Origin of the sequence: Rathayibacter sp. PhB186 (genome assembly GCF_003751825.1) — a bacterium.
Classification (GTDB): Bacteria; Actinomycetota; Actinomycetes; order Actinomycetales; family Microbacteriaceae; genus Rathayibacter; species Rathayibacter festucae.
In genome coordinates this window covers 318,806-334,744 of record NZ_RJKO01000001.1, presented here as the reverse complement: position 1 = coordinate 334,744, position 15,939 = coordinate 318,806, and the positions used below count along the sequence as shown (strand labels likewise).

Genomic DNA, 15,939 nt, shown 5'->3' with positions numbered 1-15,939 from the left:
AGTCGGTGCGGCGCCGCCGGGGAAGCGGATCCGGGCGCCGGGCCCTACTCGGGGGTGGGCGCGTCGAGGGTGGAGGGGTGAGGGACGAGGCGCGGGACCAGCCGCACCAGCACGACCATGCCGATCAGCTCGACCAGCGTCTGCGTCACGACGACCACGGGCGCGAGTGCCAGCGGCGCCGGGAGCGCGAGTGCGAGCGGCAGCACCACGAGGGAGTTGCGGGTGGCGCCGCTGAACACCAGCGCGCGGGACGAGGGGACGTCGAGGCGGACGAGCCGGGCGACGCCGAGTCCGGCCGCGACCATCACCGCGAGGAACGCGGCGTAGAGGGGGACGAGGACGAGCAGTCTGCCCGCGGCGGCACCGACGGCGCCGATCTGCGAGGCGACGACGACGAGGAGGGTCGCCGCCATCAGCGGCACCATCAGGCCGAGCATCGTCGATTCGACGATCCGCCCCGCGCGATGCCGGCGGCCGAGCGCCTGCACGAGCGCGGCGGCGGTGAGCGGCAGCACGATCAGCAGCAGGAGCGCCCGCGCGAACGGGGCCACCTCGACCACGGCGACGCCCTCCGGCCCGAGGAACAGGAGGAGGTAGAGAGGGAGGAGCAGGAGCTGCGCGAGCATCAGCAGCGGTGCCGCCGCGAGCAGCCGGTCGGACGCGCCGCCTGCGAGGCCGGCGAAGACGATCACGTAGTCGATGCAGGGCGTCAGCAGCACGAGCAGCACCCCGAAGAGCAGCGCCGGGCTCTCGGCGACGAAGCGGGACAGCCCGTACGCGACGACCGGGACGACGACGAAGTTCAGGACGCCGACCGCGGCGAGGAAGCGGACATCGCGCAGCGCGCGGCCGAGCGCCGCGAACGGGACGCCGAGGAACGTCGCGAACAGCAGCAGCCCGAGCACCGGCTCGATCGCGCCCTCCAGGTGCCGCGCGGCGGGCAGCAGCAGCCCGAGCACGGCGCCGGCGGCGATCGCGCCGAGGTACACGGCGACCTGCCGCCGCTCGAGCCGCGCGACGAGCGCGCTCACGGGCGGGGGCACGGCGGACGGAGGGGCACACGCCAACGCTAGAGGCTCGGCGCGTGGTGCCGGCCGAGCGCTCGACAGGGCGCGTTCACGCCGGTCGAGCAGTGGCCCCTCCATGCCGGCCGAGTAGCCGCCTCCGGCGGCCCATGCATGCTGGTCGAGTAGCCGCCTCCGGCGGCGTATCGAGACCCACCATCGCCGAGAGATCCGGGAGCAAGCCTCCTCCACACTCGTCGATCCGACGGCGTTGTCCCCGATCAGCCCCTGGTTCCGACCCGGCTGTCGGTGCCCCCTGCTTCAATACGCGTATGTCAGAAGATGAGAACGCGGCAGCACTCGCGGAGGTGCGCGACTGCTTCACCGACTCCGCGGCCGCCGAGCGCGCCGCCTCGCCGACGCGCCTCAGAGCCGCGGAACGGATGCACCGCGGCCACCGCATCGCGCTCACCGTCCCAAAGGCGTTCGCCCGCGGCGCGACGCGCAGCGAGACGCGAGATCTCGTCGAGCGCTCGATCCGCGCCGAGCTCGCGGTGACGCTCGGCGTGTCCGAGCGGGAGGTCTCCCGCCGGCTCGAGACCGCGCAGATGCTGATGGAGCACCTCCCCCTTACCCGCGCCCTGCTCCGCGACGCGCGGATCCTCTGGGAGGCCGGCGAGGCGATCTGCAGAACCGCGAGCACCCTCCCGGAGGCCTCCCGCGCGGCACTCGACGAGCGCGCGGCCGACGCCGCGCTCACGACAACGACCACGCAGCTGCGCCGCGCCCTGAGCCGCTGGCGGGAAGAGCTGCACGAGCAGCCCCTCGCCGAGCGTTACGCCCGCGCCCGCCAGGACCGCGCCGTCTGGGTCACACCAGATGTCGACGGGATGGCGACGCTCTGCGTCCACGCTCCTGCACCGGTCGTCTCCGGTGCCTACGACCGGCTGCGCCGCATCGCCCGCACCCTCCGCGACGACGGCGACCCCCTCACCCTCCAGCAGTTGAGCGCGGACGCGGCGGTCGATCTCCTCTGCGACGGCGACATCACCGGCACGACGCCGAACGCCGAGCACCGACCCGACCCGACCTTCGTCCCCGGCATCCGCGCCGAGATCCGGCTGACCCTCGCCGCCTCCACCGCCGTGGGCCTGGACGACGCGCCCGCGGATCTCGACGGCTACGGCCCGATCCCCGCCGAGATCGCCCGCGAGCTGATCCGCACGGCTCCTTCGTTCACCCGGGTCCTGACCGATCCGGACACCGGCGCCGTCGTCTCCGTGGGCCGCACCCACCGTGTCCCGCCGCCGCAGATGCGCCTGCACCTGCAGCTGCGGGACCAGACCTGCCGCTTCGCCGGCTGCACCCGGCCCGCCAGCACCAGCGAGGCCGACCACACCCTCGAGTGGCGCAACGGCGGGGAGACCTCCCTCGAGAACCTCGTCTCGCTCTGCACCTCGCATCACCATCTGCGGCACGGCGACCAGTGGACGTACATCGGGAGCGGCGACGGGACGATCGTCTGGACGAGCCCGACCGGCCGACGGATCAGCAATCGGCCGCCCCCACTGCCCGGGCGGCCGCCGGACCCGCCGCCGCGGCCTCGGTTCGACACCGTGCCCGCGCCGTTCTGACGGTGGGTGGATCTCGATACGCCCGCGAGGCGGGCTACTCGATCAGCATGCAGCGCCTACATGGCGCATCAGCCTGCAGCGCCCGCAGCGCCTGCAGCGCGCGTCGGTATGCGCCCCTCATGCTGGTCGAGTAGCGCGCAGCGCGTATCGAGACCCGACCCCTCCAGACAGTGGACCTCGATGCGCCCACTCACCGAGCGGCTCGGCCGGCGCCCGGAAACCGCGTGCGCCGGCGCCGTCCGGCACGCTACGCTCATTACTCAGCCAGCTGACTAATCGAGGAGCGACATGACCGCCACGACATCCCCCACCCGCGCGGACCGCCTCCGGCAGTCGGCCGTCGCCGTCAGCGCCGTGCTCGCGGTGGTCGGCTCGTTCATCGGCTCGGGAGCAGCAGGCGGCACGCAGATCCAGGACGCCGCCGGCGGCGCGCTGTCCGCCTCCTCGACGCCGGTCGCGCCCGACGGACCCGCCTTCGCGATCTGGAGCGTCATCTACGCCGGCCTCCTCGGCTACGCGATCTGGCAGTTCCTGCCGTCGCAGACCACCCGCACCCGCCACCGCCGGCTCGGCTACTGGGCCGCCGCCAGCCTGCTGCTGAACGCCGCGTGGATCCTGGTCGTGCAGGCCGGACTGCTCGCGCTCAGCGTCCTGGTGATCGCGCTGCTCCTCGCTGTGCTCGCGCGGATCTTCGTGCTCCTGCGCAGCACCCGCACCGGCGGCGTCGTCGACGCTGTCCTCACCGACGGCACCTTCGGCCTCTACCTCGGCTGGGTCTGCGTCGCAACGGTCGCCAACGTGACGGCCGGCCTCGTCGGCGCGGGCATCGGCAGCGCCGACGGACCCGGCGCCGCACCCTGGGCGATCGTCGTCCTGCTCGTCGCCGCGGCGGTCGGACTGCTGATCGCCGCCACCGGTCGCGGCCGGATCGCTCCGATGCTGTCGCTCTGCTGGGGCCTGGCCTGGGTCGCGGTCGGCCGCTTCTCCGGCGAGCTCGTGTCGATCCCCGCCGGCACCGCCGCGCTGATCGCCGCGGCCGTCGTGCTCGTGGCGACGCTCCTGCTCCGCCTCACCGCCGCCCGTCGCACCGGCACCGCGCGCGTCGCCGCGGCCTGACACCGCACGCGTCGCTCAGGCCGCCGGGAACGCGCGCCCGACCGCCGCGCGGAGCAGCGTGCGCCGGCGCTCGTGCTCCGACGCGGCCTCCTCCGCCGTAGCGGCGTAGACGTTGCTCACCGGCGACCACGCCATCGACATCGCGATGACGAGCGCCATCACGTCGAACGGGTCAGCCGCGACGCCCACCGTGCCGTCGGCCTGAGCGGCGCGGATCGCCTCGAGCTTGCCCTCCTCGCGCACGCGCGCCTCGTCGTCGGCGACGAGGTGTCCGGCCGGGCGGCGCTCGAGGCGCGCCCAGGTCGCGAGGCGGATGAGGTCGGGGCGGCGCAGGTACTCGTCGTAGAGCCGCACCGCCCAGTCGCCGAGGTCGGACGGGTCGATCGGCACGACGTCGACGATCCGGTCGAGCGACGCCTCGAAGACCGCATCGAAGAGCAGCTCCTTGCTGGTGAAGTAGGAGTACAGCTGCGCCTTGTTGCTGCGGGCCTCGGCCGCGATCCGGTCCACCCGCGCGCCGGCGATGCCGTAGCGGGCGAACTCGGCGGTGGCCGCCGCCATGATCCGCGCACGCGTCGCCTCGCCCTTGCCGGTGGCCGGTGTCGCTCCCATCCCTCGAGACTACCGACCGGTCTGTTCTCCGCCGCCCGCGAGTGCTAGCGTCGATAAAACAAACCAGTTAGTAGAAACGAGCGCGCCATGACCAGCACCCCCGCCTACGCGGCCACCGCCGAGGGCGGCCTCGCGCCGGCCGCCGTCGAGCGGCGCGCCCTCCGCCCCGACGACCTCGCCGTCCGCGTGGACTTCTGCGGCGTCTGCCACAGCGATCTGCACGCCCTCCGAACCCACGCCGCGCACGCCGCCGACTCCGCCGCCGACGCCGGCCCGCTCGTTCCGGGTCACGAGTTCGTCGGCACGGTGCTCGCCGTCGGCGCCGCCGTCACGGCGTTCTCCCCCGGCGACCCCGTCGCGGTCGGCAACATCGTCGACTCCTGCGGCGCGTGCGACATGTGCACGGCCGAGCAGGAGAACTTCTGCCGCGAGTTGCCGACCCTCACCTACGGCGGCACCGACCGGCACGACGGCAGCACCACACTCGGCGCGTTCTCGCGCGAGTGCGTCGTCCGCGACCGCTTCGCCTACCCCCTGCCGGCCGGCCTCGACCCGGCGGCCGTCGCTCCCCTCCTCTGCGCGGGGGTCACCGTCTGGGAGCCGCTGCGCGCGCACTCCGTCGGCCGCGGCTCGCGCGTCGGCGTCGTCGGCCTGGGCGGTCTCGGCCACCTCGCGGTGAAGCTGGCCCGCGCCCTCGGCGCCGAGGTGACCGTCTTCACGACCTCCGAGGCGAAGACCAACGACGCCCTCGCGCTCGGCGCCACGCGGGTCGTCGTCTCCCGCGACGAGGAGGCGATGGCCGCGCAGCGCGGACGCCTCGACCTCGTCCTCGACACCGTCTCGGCCGCGCACGACCTCGCGCCGTACCTGCACGTCCTCGCGCTCGACGGCGTACTGAGCGTGCTCGGCATGCTCGCGCCGGTCACCGTCGACGTCACCGACCTGCTGATCGGCCGCAAGAGCCTCACCTCCGGCGGCAGCGGCGGCACCCGCAGCACCCGCGAGCTGCTCGCCTTCTGCGGCGAGCACGGCATCACCGCCGACGTCGAGGTGCTGCCCTCCGCGCAGGTGGGCACCGCACTGGAGCGTCTCGCCGCGAACGACGTCCGCTACCGCTTCGTCCTCGACCTCGCGGACCTCGACGGCGCCGACTGACCGCCACCCGCCGAACGACCCCGGAAGCGCCATCTTCTTGAGGAGACGAACTCAGCCCTCGAGGATCGGCGGATGCCCCTCGGTCATCGCACGCGCAGCGCCCGCACCCCGTTAACGGTGATCGCCCCGGCGCGCCGACGCTCTCGCGTCCCGTCCGGGGCATACGTGGAGAACGGTATCAGGATCCCGAGATCCACTCCGGCCCCGGACGCCGGTTGACGCCCGTCGACCCGGCGACTCTGCCGAACCTCCCCGCAGTCATCGGGAGCGATCGCCTGGGCCCGTACCTCGCCTCCACCGGCGACCGGGCCGCCGCGCTCCGGCTCTACAGCTGGAACATCGAGGCGAGCGCTGCGATCCTCGGAGCGAGCTCCGCCCTCGACGTCGGTGTGCGCAATGCGATGCACCGAGCACTCATGGCGCACCGGGGGCGGGAGTCGTGGTGGGACGTCGCGCCGCTGCGGGCGAATGAAGGCGATCAGGTCCGCAACGCGATCCGCTTCCTCGACCGGCGTCGCGGCTCCAGTGCCCGTTTCGCGTCCATTCGGAGCCGCCCCGGGCCCGGCCCCGCGTCAGGCGCGAGCTGCCGCCGCCGCGCGCGCCAGCGCCGGGCCGTGCGCCGCCAGCACCAGGTCACGGACCGAGGTCACCGGCAGCGACACGGCGCCGGTCGGCAGCAGGTCCGCGTCCGACGTGAGCACCAGCGGGGTGTCCGCCGCCGACACCGGCAGGCGGCCGTGCGTGCCGCGCACCAGCGACGCGTCCAGCGGCACGAGGTTCATCGCGTAGCGCAGGCCCAGGGCCTTCTTCGCGAGGTTGCCGGCCGCCTTCGCCTTCACGAGCTTGTCGGCGGGGTCGAAGAACAGCTCCGCCGGGTCGTAGCCGGGCTTGCGGTGGATGTCGACGCCGCGCGCGAAGTCCGGCGCGCGGTCGTCGTCGAGCCAGTAGTAGTAGGTGAACCACGCGCCCGGCCGCGCCACCACGACGAGCTCGCCGGAGCGCTCGTGGTCGAGGCCGTACCGCGCCTGCCCCTCGCGGTCGAGCACCTCGTCCACCCCGTCCAGCGCCTCGAGCAGCGAGCGCACCCGCGGCAGGTCCGCCGCATCCGGCACGTAGACGTGCGCGATCTGGTGGTCCGCCACCGCGAAGGCCCGCGAGGTCCACGGGTCCAGCTGCTCGCGGCCGTCCTGCACGTACACCTCGAGCAGGCCCGCGCGCCGCAGCGCCCGGTTGACGTCCACGGGGGTGTCCGCCGCCGCGATCCCGTACTCCGCGACCACGACGACCGACGCACCGAGCGCCTCCGCGTCGTCGAGCAGCGGCGCGAGCACCACGTCCAGCTCGGACGCCGCCCGCCGCGCCTCGGGCGAGTCCGGCCCGAAGCGCTGCAGGTCGTAGTCGAGGTGCGGCAGGTACGCCGTGGTCAGCTGCGGCGGGCCGGACCCGTCGCCGGCGAGCACGTGCCGGGTCGCGTCCACCATCCACTGCGTGGAGCGCAGCGACGCGGTCGGCCCCCAGTACTGGAACAGCGGGAAGGCGCCCAGCTTCCCGACCAGCTCGTCGTGCAGCGCCGGCGGGCGGACGTAGGCGTCCGGCGACTTGCGGCCGTCGGCGTGGTAGATCGGCCGCGGCGTGACCGTGACGTCGGTCGTCGCTCCCATCGCGTACCACCAGCCAATGTTCGCGGCGCGGTAGGGCTCGCCGTCGGACAGCCGGCGGGCCGTCTCCCAGACCTTCTCCCCCGTCACCAGGCGGTTGTGCTGGCGCCAGAGGTGCACCTCGCCGAGGTCGCGGAAGTACCAGCCGTTGCCGACGATCCCGTGCTGCGCGGGCATCGTGCCGGTGAGCATGGAGGACTGCACGCTGCAGGTGACGGCCGGCAGGATCGTGTCCAGCGGCAGCTGCCCGCCGGCGCGGGCGAGCCGGGACAGCCGCGGCATGTCGGCGAGCGCCGTCGCGGTGAGGCCGACCACGTCGAGCAGCAGCACCGGCGTCACAGCGCGACCTCCTCGGCGACGAGGGCGGCGACCGGGACTGCGGCGACCGGCGGCACTGCGGCACCCGCCTCCAGCACCGCGGCACGCGCGGCGGGCGTCAGCAGGTGCTCCGCCGCCCAGGCCAGTTCGGCCCCGATGCCGACCGAGAGGTCGCTCGGCGCGTCCGCGAGCACCGCCCAGGTGTAGGTCTCGACGTCGAGGTGGATCTCGTCGTACGGCCAGGCGGCGTCGACCGCGGAGACCGCCTCGGCGAGCACCGCGGTGGTCGCCGACAGCGGCGCGGCCGGCCGGTGGTGCAGTGGCACGTGGAAGTGCACGCGCCAGGGTCCGGCGCCGGGCAGCGTGTCGAGCGCCTCCGGCAGGTCGTCGACGCGGAGCACCCCGCCCGCGCCGTTCTCGCGGGTCTGGTGCAGGTAGCGCTTCTCCACGAACGCCCCGACGGCGGCGCGCGCGGCCGGGTCCGCCGGGTCCGCGACGTGCAGCGCGGCCGAGGCCTGCACCTTCACGACCCGGAGCCCCGCGTCCCGGATCCGCCGGACCGCCGCCGCGGGGTCGGCGAACGACACCGCGAGGTGGCAGGTGTCGAGGCAGACGCCGACGTAGGCCGGGTCGACCAGGCCGATCCGCGGGTGCAGCCAGGCGACGACGTCCTCGACCGTGTCCAGGATGCAGCCCGGCTCGGGCTCGATCGCCAGGCGGATCGCGTGCCCGGTCGAGCGCCGCAGCTCGCGCAGCTCGTCGACCAGCAGCGCGAGCTGCCGGACGGCCGCCGCGTCCTGCTCGGCACCCCAGCCCTCGCGCCAGCCGAGCGGCAGCGTCGAGATGCTGCCGTCGGCGCCCGCGGGCAGCAGATCCGCGAGGATCCGCGCGCAGTCGATCGTGTAGGCGAGGCGCTCGGGGGTGGTCCAGTCGGGCCGGTAGACGTCGAGCTTCACCACCTCGGCGTGGAAGGCGGCGTAGGGGAACGCGTTGAGCGTCCGCACCTCGAGGCCGTTGCGCTCGAGCGCGGCGCGCAGCACGGCGCGGTCCTCGCGGCTCGCGACCAGCCGGGCGGCGAGGTCGCGCGGGATCCACAGCCCCACGCCGACGGTGTCGAGCCCCGCGGCGGCGCGGGCGGGACCGGCGTAGACGTCGAGTTGGCGCACGACGCCCTCGAGGTCCTCGGCCGGGTGGACGTTGGTGCAGTAGGAGAGATGCATCAGACGACCTCCGCCACGCGCGGCGCGCCCCGGAGGATCGAGTTGCCCTCGAAGCTGCGCCCCATGGCGTCGACCGCGTCGAAGCCCGGGATCGGGTCGAGGTTCAGCCGCCCGCTCTGCCCGTAGAAGTCGATCGGGTTCTGCCAGAGCAGCCGGTCGACCTCGGCGGCGCTGAAGCCGGCGACGAGCAGCAGGTGCCCGGTCTTCGCGGTGGTCAGCGGATCGGAGCGGCCCCAGTCGGCGGCGGAGTTGACCAGCACGCGGTCCAGGCCGATCCGCTCGACGAGGGTCACCAGCCGGGTCTCGTCCATCTTGGTGTCCGGGTAGATCGAGAAGCCCAGCCAGCAGCCGGAGCCGAGGACGAGGTCGACGGTCGTCTCGTTGAGGTGGTCGACGACGACGAGCCCGGCGTCGATCCCGGACTCGGCGACGACGTCGAGCGTCTGCTGCGTGCCCGCCGCCTTGTCGCGGTGCGGGGTGTGCACGAGCACGGGCAGGCCGTGGTCCTTCGCCAGCTCGAGCTGGTGGCGGAACACCGCGTCCTCCTCCGCGGTCAGCGAGTCGTAGCCGGTCTCGCCGACCGCGACGACGCCGTCCTTGGCGAGGTAGCGGTCGAGCTCGGGCAGCACCTCGCGGCAGCGCGGATCGTTCGCCTCCTTGGGGTTCAGCCCGATGGTGCAGTGGTGGCGGATGCCGTACTGCGCGGCGCGGAAGCGCTCCCAGCCGATCAGGGCGTCGAAGTAGTCGGTGAAGGAGCCGACGCTGGTGCGCGGCTGGCCGAGCCAGAACGACGGCTCGACGACGGCGCGGACTCCCGCGTCGTGCATCGCCTGGTAGTCGTCGGTGGTGCGGGAGGTCATGTGGATGTGCGGGTCGAAGATGCGCATTGTCGCGCCTTTCTCGTGAGGGGTCGTGGGGTTCTGGCCAGAACCGGCGTCGTGTCGTCGGAGCGGCGGAGTCTCAGCTCGGCAGGAGCACCGCCAGGTCGTCCGGCACCGTGCGGCCGGCGGCGCGGCGCTCGTCGGCGAAGCGGCCGGCCATCGCGGCGAGCTCCGGGTCGCTCCGCCGCTCGAGACCGGAGACGGCCGCGAGCGGGACGCCGCAGAAGACGAGTTTGAGCACGCCGTGCCGCCAGGCGTGGGCGTCGAGGTGCTCCTCGGCGAAGCGGCCCATCGCCGCGGCGACCAGCCGGGTGTCGTTGGCGCGCAGGGCGTCCGCGACCAGCTCGCGGCCGGCCGCGGCAACCGGCTCCCCCGCGCGGCCGGCGGCGGTGAGCGCGTGCAGCCCGACCAGCACGCCGCGGCGCTCGGCGTCGTCGCCGCCGCGGTAGAGGCGGAGGAGCAGCGCGGCCAGGTCCTCGTCGTCGAGGGCGGAGGCGGCGGCCGCGATCAGCGCCGAGCGCGCCGCGTCGTCCTCGGTGCCGTGCACGAGGCCCTGCGGATCCGTGTCCGGGCGGAGCGGCGCGCGGCCGGCCTCCCGACCGGCGGCCGGGAAGAAGCGCTCGATCCGCCGCGGCTGCTCGCGCAGGACGGCGCAGGCGCCGGCGGTCCAGGGGTGCTGCGGCGACTCCGCCCCGGTCCCCCGGGTCCGGATCGCCGCCCGCATCGCCGCGAGACTCGCGACGGCCAGGCGCGGCGCGTCGTGCGAGTGCCGCGGCAGCTCGACCGCGGCGATCCCGCGGTAGCCGATCTCCTCGAGCGTCGCGAAGGCGGCCGCGAGATCGAGCACGCCGGTGCCGAGCTCGAGGTGCTCGTGCCGCTCGGGCAGCATGTCGTCGACCTGCACGTTCACCAGCAGGCCGGCCGCGCTGCGGAGGGCGCCGACGACGCCGTCCGGCTCGACGACCACGCAGTGGCCGAGGTCCACGGTGAGACCGAACGCCTCCGGGTCGCCGAGCTCGCGCCGCAGCAGCAGCGCGTCCGCGACCGTCTCGACGAGCATGCCGGGCTCCGGCTCGAAGCCCAGCCGGACGCCGTAGCGCTCCGCCTCGGCAACGACGCCGCGCATCCGCTCGACCAGGAGCCGCCAGCCGCGGGCGCGCTCCATCCCCTCGGGCAGCACGCCCGACCAGAGCGAGACGGCGTCGGCGCCGAGCAGAGCGGCGATCTCGATCGCGCGGTGCAGGAAGGCCAGGCGCGGTCCGGCCTCCTCGTCGACCAGGGTCGGCCGGTGCTTGGCGAACGGGTCGAGGAGGTAGCGCGCCCCGGTCTCGATCACCACGCGGAAGCCCAGCTCGTCGAGCCGTGCGCGCAGGGCGAGGGTGCGCTCGCGGACGTCGTCGGCGAACGGGTCGAGGTGCGGGGTCCCGAGGGTCAGCGCCACCGCCCGGTAGCCGGCGGCGTGCAGCACGGTCAGGGCGTCGTCGAGGGTGTGGTCCGCGAAGCCGTTGGTGCCGTAGCCCAGGACGGGGCCGTCAGTCGCGTGCAGGTCGCTCATGTGATGTCCGCCGAGACCCTCGGGCGCCGCAGCACGACGGCGCCGAGCGCGTCGAGTCCCAGCAGGGCCGCGCCGAGCTCCGGCCGCCGCAGCCCGGCGAGCGCCGCCTGCAGCGGGACCATCCCCGCGATGCCCGAGCGGGTGGCCGTCCGGGCCGAGGCCGCGTCGGGCGTCCGCGCGGCCCGCAGCTGCGGGACCAGCACGAGCGCGATCCAGCGCGCGATCGCGACGGCGACGACCGCTCCGATCGCCGGGCCGCCTTTCGCCCGGACCGCCCCGATCCCCAGCGCGAGCGCGAGCGCGGCCGTGCCGGTCGCCGCCGCTCCCGCGACCGCCGGGCGGGTACCGTGCACCTCGCCGCGCGAGAGCACGGTGACGCCGAGGGTGTGCGCCGCGACGGCGGCGGAGGCGGGAGCCGCCGCGCGCACGCCGCCCGCTCCGGCGCCGAGCAGCACGTCGAGCCCGCGGCAGGCCGCCATCACGACCGGCCCGAGCGGAGTCGGCTTGGCCAGCAGGTCGTACGACCAGACGCTCGCCGCGAGCGGCACGCTCAGCAGGAGCGAGCGGCGCCCGTCGACGAGCGCCGCGACCGCGATCCCCGCCCCGGTCAGCCCGGCCGCCAGCCCGAGCGCGGCGCCGCGCCGGATCCGGCCCGAGGGGATCGGCCGCTCCGGCCGCTCCACCGCGTCGAGCTCCGCGTCGGCGCAGTCGTTCAGCGCCATGCCCGCGGAGTAGAGGAGCGCGGACGCCAGCGGCAGCGCGACCGTGCGCACCCCGGGCGCCCGTCCGGCCCACGCCGCTCCGGCCACCGTGTCGCCGAGCACCGAGAGCGCCGCCTTGGCGCGCACGAGCTCGAGCCAGTCGCGCAGCTCAGCCATGGCGGATCGCGCCGCCCGCCACGAGCGAGCGCTGGACGACGGCCGCCCCGGTGCGCGCCGACCAGGCGACCAGCTCGGCGGTCTGCTCCGCGAAGCCGTGCACGTCGCTCCCCCACGGGTCCTTGAAGAAGAAGCCCAGCTCGGCGACCGGGCCCGCGATCCCGGCCGCGTCGGCGAGCGACATCAGGCGCGCCAGGTCCAGGATCAGCGGTGCGGCGAGCGCGGAGTCGTAGGCCGACCAGATGGTCTGCACCGTGATCCGCGAGCCGAGGAACCCCTCCGCGTGCACGTGGTCCCAGGCCGTCTTCACGTCGCCGAGGTCCGGCACGTTGTCGATGTGCAGCGGAGTGACGACCTCGTCGCCGAGCAGGCTCCGCAGCCCGCGGTTCTTCGAGACCAGCTTCGAGCGCACCGCCTCCGGGTCGGCGAGGGTCTGGCCGTCGCCGCCGCCGAGCAGGTTCGCGCCCGCCCAGGACAGCACGCGCATCCCGCGCGCCGTGAACATCGGCGCGAGCACGCTGCGGAGCAGGGTCTCGCCGGTCTTGCCGTCCTGTCCCGCGATCGGGATCCCCGCCTCCGCGGCCCACTCCTCGAGCGCGGGCAGCGCCAGCGCCGCGGAGGGGGTGAAGCAGACGTAGGGCGAGCCGGCGGTCACCGCGGCGAGCGCGCTGATCGAGCTCGGCGGCAGCACGGTCTCGCCCGGCCGGGCGAGCGCGGCGCGCAGGGCGGCGAGGTCGTGGAACTCGGGGCGGTCCTGCGGCAGCACCTCGGTGGAGGCGACGTCGATCACGACGACCCGGGCGAGCGCGTGCCGCTCGCGGAACTCGACGATGTCGGCCGCCTGACGGTCGATCTCGTCCTGCTGCGAGCCGCCCTCCACGCCGAAGGAGCGCCGGATCTCGCCGTCGGTCGCGTCGAGCCGGTCGGCGACCTCGGCGACGACCGAGGTCGGGAACATCCCGCCGGCCGCCAGGCCCATCGCCTTCTCGAGCAGCGGGGTCGACGAGACGTCGTGCCCGCCGATCACGATCGCGTCGAAGCCGGCGAGGGGCACATCCTCGAAGGCGGGCGTCGCGGTGGCGCAGCCGTTGCTGGGCGCCGCGCCCGAGGCGATGGCGTGCAGGCCGACGGCGGCCGTGGTGGCGACGCTGCCCCGGGCTCCGATCAGCCAGAGGCCGATGCGCTCCTGCTGCGGGGCGCGGTCGGCGCTGGTGGTGCGGATGGTACCGGTGGTGGTGTCGGACGAGGTCATCGTTCTCTCCTGTCTGTGGACTTCATTCGTGGGGAGGTCGTTCGGGGCATGTCGTTCGGGGGGGAGGCCGTTCGGGGGGACGTCATTCGGGGTCTCCCTGCGCGTCGAGATTGCGTCACCTCGCGGCGACTGCTTTCCTCAGGTGTGCCGAGCCGCCACCCGTCCTCCCGAGCAGTCGCCTGCGACATCCGAGCGGGCGGGCGCTCAGCGTGAGCGGGCGGGCCGGCTCGCAGACCGGCGACCTGCTGCGGCTCTTCGCCGACGGCCGTCCGCGCACCCGCGCGGAGCTGGTCGAGGAGACGGGACTCGCCCGGACGGCGGTGATGACGCGGCTCGACCTGTTCTTCGAGCTCGGCCTGATCACGCACCTCGACCGGGCGCCGTCGACCGGCGGCCGCCCGTCGGCCCGGCTGGTGTTCGATCCGTCGGTCCGCGCGTTCCTGACCATCGACCTCGGCGCGACGCACTCGACGATCGCGCTGACCGACTTCGACGGCCGCATCGTGGTCGAGCGGCGCGAGGAGCTCGACATCGCGCAGGGCCCGATCCGGGTGCTCGACCACGCGCTCGACGTCTGCGACGAGATCCTCGCCGATGCGCACCTGGCGCCCGAGGCGCTGGCCGGCTTCGGCCTCGGCGTGCCCGGCCCGGTCGAGCACGCGAGCGGCCGCCCGGTGCGCCCGCCGATCATGCCCGGCTGGGACGGCTTCGACATCCCGGGCTACATCCGCCGCCGCGTCGACACCACCGTGCTCGTCGACAACGACGTGAACCTGCTCGCCCTCGGCGAGCGCGCCTCGCGCTTCCCGCACGCGCAGGACCTGATCTTCGTGAAGATCAGCACCGGCATCGGCTCGGGCATCGTCTCCGGCGGCGTCCTGCAGCGCGGCGCGCTCGGCGCGGCCGGCGATCTCGGTCACGTCCAGGTGCCGCGCACCGCTCCGGAGGCGGCGGACGGCCGCGACGGCGACCTCGAGGCGCTCGCGAGCGGCGGGGCCCTGGTGCGCGCACTGGCCGAGGCGGGCCGCGACGTGCACTCGGTCCGCGATCTGCTGGCGCTCCTGCGCGACCGCGACCCGGAGGCGATCGAGGCGGCGCGCCTCGCGGGCCTGCAGATCGGCGAGGTCCTCGCCACCTGCGTGAGCCTGCTGAACCCGTCGGTGATCGTGCTCGGCGGGAGCGTCGCGCTCGCCGCCCCGGAGATCCTGGCCGGGGTGCGCGAGGTCGTCGACCGGCGCTCCCTGCCACTGGCGACCCAGCGCCTGCACGTGGTGACCGCCGAGCTCGGCGGCAGCGGCGGCGTCCGCGGCGCGGCGCTGATGCTCCGGCAGCACCTCCTCGGCCCGAGCAACGTCGACGCGTTCCTCGAGCAGCTCCGCGAGCAGAGCCTCGCCGAGCGCTGAGCCCTCGCCGAGCGCTGAGCCCTCGCCGAGCACTGGCGCCCCGGCGACGACGGAGGTCAGGAGCGCACCCCCGCACGGCCGGTCGCGGAAGGGTCGGTCGCTGCCGGGTCGGTCGCGGACGGGTCGGTCGTCTCCCGCGAGATGCCACTTGTGAGCTCGACACGCCGCGATTCCTCGTCATAAGTGGCATCTCGCCGAGTCGTCGAGGCGCCGGCCACCGCGACGGCGACGGCGGCGTCGATCCGCTGCTGCTCGCCCGCGGCGCGGCGGCGGCGGCGCACGACCGCCAGCACGATCAGCCCGATCAGCAGCGCCAGCAGCAGCAGCGCGCTCCACGGCACGGCCGCGGTCGAGGCCTCGGAGGAGACGGCGGCGACCTCGGGCACGGCGGCCGGATCGGCGGCCTGCCCCGCGAAGTCGGCGGTGACGACGGTGCCGGTCAGCGCGATCCGGGCGGTCGCGACGAAGAGCGGCCAGACCCCGGCGACGGTGACGCTCCGGCTGGTCGAGCTGCCCGGGAGCAGCTCGGGCAGCGGCTCCGGATCGGTCGCGGCGACGCTGCCGAGGCCGAGGAGACCGGAGACCGCGAGCTCGGCGCCCGGGGCGAGGCGGGTGTTGCCCGCGTTGGTGACGGTGTAGTCGATGGTGGTCGTGCCGGGGGCGAAGGGGTTCCACTCGCCCTGGTACGAGACGGCGAGGCCGTCGACCGAGAGGCGCGGGGCGAGGTCGCCGCCGACGCGGAGGTACATCCGCGAGCCGAGGCGGCGGTCGACCGAGACCCCGGTCTCGCCCTGGACGAGGATCGAGGAGACGACCCCGGCGGCGTAGTCGCCCGGCACGGCGTCGGCCGGCACCTCGAGCTGGAACGGGATCTGCACGCTCTCGCCCGCGGGGACGACGACGTCCGGGGCCTCGAAGGAGATCCAGCTGCCCAGCTGGGTGGACGGCTCGGCGGCCGGCAGCAGATCCAGCTGCCCCGCCTCCGTGATGAAGCCGTCGGAGCCGTAGACGCGGAAGGTCTGCTCCTCGTCGTCGTAGTTGGAGACGATCAGCGCGTCGCTCAGCTGCCCGCCCGGCTCGAGCGCGTAGGCGTAGTTCGGCCGGTCGCTGCCCTGCTCGGTGTCGGCGGGCCGCACCCCCCAGGTGACGGCCGAGCTCGCCTGCTCCGCGAGGGCCTGCGCCGGCAGCACGGCACCCGCGACCCCGAAGACGAGCAGGACACCGAGCGAGCGGAGTGTGGAGCGGAACATCAT

The 15,939-nt window shown here is 74.7% G+C and carries 13 protein-coding genes; 4 read left to right on the top strand and 9 right to left on the bottom strand.

Annotated features, from left to right (window positions below):
- Nucleotides 1–44 precede the first annotated feature (44 nt).
- Nucleotides 45–1,031, bottom strand: a complete 987-nt coding sequence (locus EDF45_RS01475) for a bile acid:sodium symporter (protein ID WP_243581102.1) — start codon at nt 1,029–1,031, stop codon at nt 45–47.
- Between the two features lie 305 nt (nt 1,032–1,336).
- Between EDF45_RS01475 and EDF45_RS01470 the strand changes: the two genes are divergently transcribed.
- Nucleotides 1,337–2,638: an HNH endonuclease signature motif containing protein gene (locus EDF45_RS01470; protein WP_185020060.1), complete on the top strand. Its 1,302-nt coding sequence runs from the start codon at nt 1,337–1,339 to the stop codon at nt 2,636–2,638.
- A gap of 288 nt (nt 2,639–2,926) precedes the next feature.
- A complete protein-coding gene (locus EDF45_RS01465) occupies nt 2,927–3,754 on the top strand; it encodes a tryptophan-rich sensory protein (RefSeq protein ID WP_123734697.1) in 828 nt (275 codons plus the stop codon).
- A 15-nt stretch (nt 3,755–3,769) separates the two neighbouring features.
- Here EDF45_RS01465 and EDF45_RS01460 read toward each other — a convergent pair whose 3' ends face one another.
- Nucleotides 3,770–4,366 (bottom strand): TetR family transcriptional regulator, encoded by a 597-nt coding sequence (locus EDF45_RS01460; protein ID WP_123734696.1) that lies wholly within the window; start codon nt 4,364–4,366, stop codon nt 3,770–3,772.
- A gap of 87 nt (nt 4,367–4,453) precedes the next feature.
- Between EDF45_RS01460 and EDF45_RS01455 the strand changes: the two genes are divergently transcribed.
- Nucleotides 4,454–5,521, top strand: coding sequence for an NAD(P)-dependent alcohol dehydrogenase (locus EDF45_RS01455; protein ID WP_123734695.1), 1,068 nt, complete (start codon nt 4,454–4,456; stop codon nt 5,519–5,521).
- A gap of 572 nt (nt 5,522–6,093) precedes the next feature.
- On the opposite strand, the gene EDF45_RS01450 is transcribed toward EDF45_RS01455, so the two are convergent.
- The 6 genes from EDF45_RS01450 to EDF45_RS01425 all read right to left on the bottom strand — a co-directional run bounded on the left by EDF45_RS01450 (nt 6,094) and on the right by EDF45_RS01425 (nt 13,283).
- The gene (locus EDF45_RS01450; RefSeq protein ID WP_123734694.1) at nt 6,094–7,518 is read right to left on the bottom strand and encodes an alkaline phosphatase family protein; all 1,425 of its coding nucleotides are present in this window, start codon (nt 7,516–7,518) and stop codon (nt 6,094–6,096) included.
- Nucleotides 7,515–8,717 carry a metabolite traffic protein EboE gene (eboE, locus tag EDF45_RS01445; protein ID WP_123734693.1) on the bottom strand — a complete coding sequence of 401 codons (1,203 nt, stop codon included), beginning with the start codon at nt 8,715–8,717 and terminating at the stop codon, nt 7,515–7,517. Before eboE ends, EDF45_RS01450 begins: the two co-directional genes overlap by 4 nt.
- Nucleotides 8,717–9,604 (bottom strand): TatD family hydrolase, encoded by an 888-nt coding sequence (locus EDF45_RS01440; RefSeq protein ID WP_123444625.1) that lies wholly within the window; start codon nt 9,602–9,604, stop codon nt 8,717–8,719. Before EDF45_RS01440 ends, eboE begins: the two co-directional genes overlap by 1 nt.
- Before the next feature lie 73 nt (nt 9,605–9,677).
- On the bottom strand, nt 9,678–11,153 hold the full coding sequence (locus tag EDF45_RS21670) for an EboA domain-containing protein (RefSeq protein ID WP_123734692.1): 1,476 nt from the start codon (nt 11,151–11,153) through the stop codon (nt 9,678–9,680).
- A complete protein-coding gene (locus tag EDF45_RS01430; protein ID WP_185020059.1) occupies nt 11,150–12,031 on the bottom strand; it encodes an SCO3242 family prenyltransferase in 882 nt (293 codons plus the stop codon). Before EDF45_RS01430 ends, EDF45_RS21670 begins: the two co-directional genes overlap by 4 nt.
- Complete coding sequence (locus EDF45_RS01425; RefSeq protein WP_123734691.1) at nt 12,024–13,283, bottom strand: inositol-3-phosphate synthase; 1,260 nt, start codon at nt 13,281–13,283, stop codon at nt 12,024–12,026. Before EDF45_RS01425 ends, EDF45_RS01430 begins: the two co-directional genes overlap by 8 nt.
- Nucleotides 13,284–13,492: 209 nt before the next feature.
- Between EDF45_RS01425 and EDF45_RS01420 the strand changes: the two genes are divergently transcribed.
- On the top strand, nt 13,493–14,686 hold the full coding sequence (locus EDF45_RS01420) for an ROK family protein (RefSeq protein ID WP_243599774.1): 1,194 nt from the start codon (nt 13,493–13,495) through the stop codon (nt 14,684–14,686).
- Between the two features lie 56 nt (nt 14,687–14,742).
- Here the strand turns inward: EDF45_RS01420 and EDF45_RS01415 are convergent, their stop codons facing one another.
- Nucleotides 14,743–15,936, bottom strand: coding sequence for a hypothetical protein (locus EDF45_RS01415; protein ID WP_148070803.1), 1,194 nt, complete (start codon nt 15,934–15,936; stop codon nt 14,743–14,745).
- Nucleotides 15,937–15,939 lie beyond the last annotated feature (3 nt).